Source organism: Micromonospora yasonensis, assembly GCF_026013475.1.
Lineage (GTDB): Bacteria > Actinomycetota > Actinomycetes > Mycobacteriales > Micromonosporaceae > Micromonospora > Micromonospora yasonensis.
Genome location: NZ_JAPDPH010000403.1, coordinates 1 through 2,864 on the forward strand (window position 1 = coordinate 1; position 2,864 = coordinate 2,864).

4 protein-coding genes are annotated in these 2,864 nt (G+C 71.4%); all 4 read left to right on the forward strand.

The window, feature by feature from the left end; genetic code table 11:
* On the forward strand, window positions 1–366 hold a 366-nt coding region (locus ONA70_RS35725), incomplete at its 5' end, for an iron chelate uptake ABC transporter family permease subunit (protein ID WP_265010890.1).
* Window positions 367–375: 9 nt separating this feature from the next.
* Complete coding sequence (locus tag ONA70_RS35730; protein WP_265010891.1) at window positions 376–1,206, forward strand: ABC transporter ATP-binding protein; 831 nt, start codon at window positions 376–378, stop codon at window positions 1,204–1,206.
* On the forward strand, window positions 1,206–2,681 hold the full coding sequence (locus ONA70_RS35735; RefSeq protein ID WP_265010892.1) for a TldD/PmbA family protein: 1,476 nt from the start codon (window positions 1,206–1,208) through the stop codon (window positions 2,679–2,681). Before ONA70_RS35730 ends, ONA70_RS35735 begins: the two co-directional genes overlap by 1 nt.
* On the forward strand, window positions 2,678–2,864 hold a 187-nt coding region (locus ONA70_RS35740), incomplete at its 3' end, for a hypothetical protein (RefSeq protein ID WP_265010893.1). The genes ONA70_RS35735 and ONA70_RS35740, both read left to right, overlap by 4 nt.

Consider the following 2,864-nt stretch of genomic DNA (forward strand, 5'->3'; position numbering starts at 1 on the left):
TCCCCCCCCCGCGGACGGGCCGCCGGGGCCCGGGGCGCCGCCCGGCCCCCGGGCGGCGGTGAGCCGGTCGAGCGCACCCGCCGCATCACGCTGCTGCTGGCGGTCGCCCTGGCCGCCGCCGCCGTGTCCGTCGCCGGCACCGTCGGTTTCGTCGGCCTGATCGCTCCACACATGGCCCGCCGGCTCGTCGGCGGCCGGCATCTCGCGCTCCTGCCCACCGCCGGCGCGCTCGGCGCACTGTTGCTGCTGCTCGCCGACGCCGTCGGCCGGGGCATTGCACCACCGCTGGAGATCCCTGTCGGGCTGATCACCGCTCTGGTCGGCGGCCCGTACTTCCTTTACCTGCTCACCAAGACCGGCAAGTAGGAGGTCGTCGTGCGACTGCGTGCCGAAGGCGTGGAACTCGCCTACGACCAGTTCGTGATCGCCACCGATCTGTCCCTCACCATCCCCGACGGCAAGGTCAGCGTGCTGATCGGACCGAACGGCTGTGGCAAGTCCACGGCACTGCGCGCGCTGTCCCGGCTGCTGCGGCCGCGCCAGGGCGAGGTGGTGCTGGACGGCAAGACCATTCACTCGTTCTCCACCAAGGAGGTGGCCCGGCGGCTGGCCATCCTGCCGCAGCTGCTGTCCGCGCCCGAGGCGATCACCGTCGAGGACCTGGTGTGGTTCGGCCGCCACCCGCACCGCCGGTCGCTGTCCGTGCCGTCCACCGTCGACAAGGACGCCGTCGAATGGGCGCTGGAGGTGACGGGCACCGAATCGCTACGCCGCAAGTCCGTCGACCAGCTCTCCGGCGGCCAGCGGCAACGGGCATGGATCGCGCTGTGCCTGGCGCAGGGGACCGATCTGATCCTCCTCGACGAACCGACCACCTTCCTCGACGTCGCCTACCAACTGGAGGTGCTCGACCTGCTGGCGGAGCTGAACCGCACGCAGGGCAAGACGGTCGCGATGGTGCTGCACGACTTCAACATGGCCGCCGAATACGCCGACCACATCTTCGTCATGAAATCCGGCGCCCTGGTCACCGAAGGCCCGCCCGAGCAGGTGCTCACCCCGCCTCTGCTGCACGAGGTCTTCGGCATCGAGGCGCAGGTGCAGGCGCATCCGGTCAGCGGCAAGCCACTGTGCATCCCGATCAAAGGCCGGTCCCGCACGACGTCCGACGGCTCGGCCACGCCGGTCGCGGCGGTAGCCAAGTGATGCGCGAGTACGCCGAAGCAGCACTGGGACTGCTGCCGAGAGACGTGGAGTACGCGGACGTACGCGTCGTGCACCGCACCCACGAGCTGGTGCTGGTGGAGCACGACGGACCGGGTGAGGTGGCGCTCAACGACTCCACCGGGCTCGGCCTGCGGGTGATGGTCGACGGCGTGTGGGGATTCGCCGCCACCCACCGGCTCGACCGCGCCGGCCTCGCCGACGTGGTGACCCAGGCAGTGGGGCAGGCCCGGGCGGCCGCCCAGGGCGCACCCGCGGCGCGCCGCAGCATCGCCGACCGCCTCGGGCCCCCGGTCACCACCCGGACCCGTTGGCGCTCACCAGCGGAGGTGGACCCGTTCACGGTGTCGCTCGCCAGCAAGGTGGACCTGCTCGCGGCGGCGGTGGCCGAGGCGAGCACGGCGGGCCCGATGGTGCAGCGGGTCGAGGCGTCGATGGACTTCTTCCGCGACGACAAAGTCTTCGCCAACACCGAGGGCGCGCTGATCGAACAGACCATCACCGAGAGCGGCGCCGGCCTGCTGGTCATCGCCAGCGACGGCAACGACGTGCAGCGCAGGTCGTACCCGCAGAGCGTGCCCCGATCGATCCGGGGCCAGCGGGGCGACTTCGCCACCGCGGGATACGAGCACATTCCGTCGCTGCGACTGCCGGAGGAGGCGGCACGCGTCGGGGCCGAGGCCGTCGCGCTGCTTACCGCGCCCGTCTGCCCGGACGAGACCACCACGCTGGTGATCTCCGGCACCCAGCTCGCCCTGCTGTTGCACGAGACGGCCGGACACCCGATGGAGGCCGACCGGGCGCTGGGTGCCGAGGCGAGCCTCGCCGGGGGCACATACGCCGCTCCGGAACGGCGTGGCACCCTGCGGTTCGGTGCGCCGATCGTCTCGGTGGTGGCGGACGCGACCGTGACCGGCGGCCTCGGCTCGTACGGGTACGACGACGAGGGCGTCGCGGCGCAGCGGACCGACCTGATCCGCGACGGCGTGTTCGTGGGCTACCTGTCCGGGCGCGAATCCGCAGCGGAACTTGGCGAGACGTCGTCGGGAGCGGCCCGCGCCGACGGCTGGCAGCGGGCCCCGCTGGTGCGGATGACCAACCTCTGCCTGCTCCCGGGCGATTCCTCGTTGCCGGAGATGATCGAAACCACGAAACGGGGCGTGCTCATCGACATGAACAAGAGCCTTTCCATCGACGACCAGCGGATGTCGTTTCGATTCGGGGCCGAAGTGGGTTGGGAGATCCGGGACGGCCAGCTCGGCCGAATGCTGAAGAACTGCACGTACACCGGCGTGACGCCGCAGCTCTGGGCGGGCTGTGACGCCCTGGGCAACGCGACCGAGTACCGGATCCACGGCATCCCGTCCTGCAACAAGGGGGAGCCGTTGCAGGTGGCGCACATCGGCCATGGGACCGTGCCGGCCCGGTTCCGCGACGTGCGGGTCGGTGCCCGATGACCCTGGACCGTGAGCAGGTACACACCGCACTGCACCTCCTCGGGCCAGGCGCCCGGCTCGACATCAGTGGCGAGCACGTCGGCCTGCTGCGCTTCGCCCGCTCACGGATCACCGCGCAGCACGGCGAGCGGCGGCTGCGCGTCCGGGTCCGGCTCGAACGGGCTGGCAGGCTCGCTCTCGGCA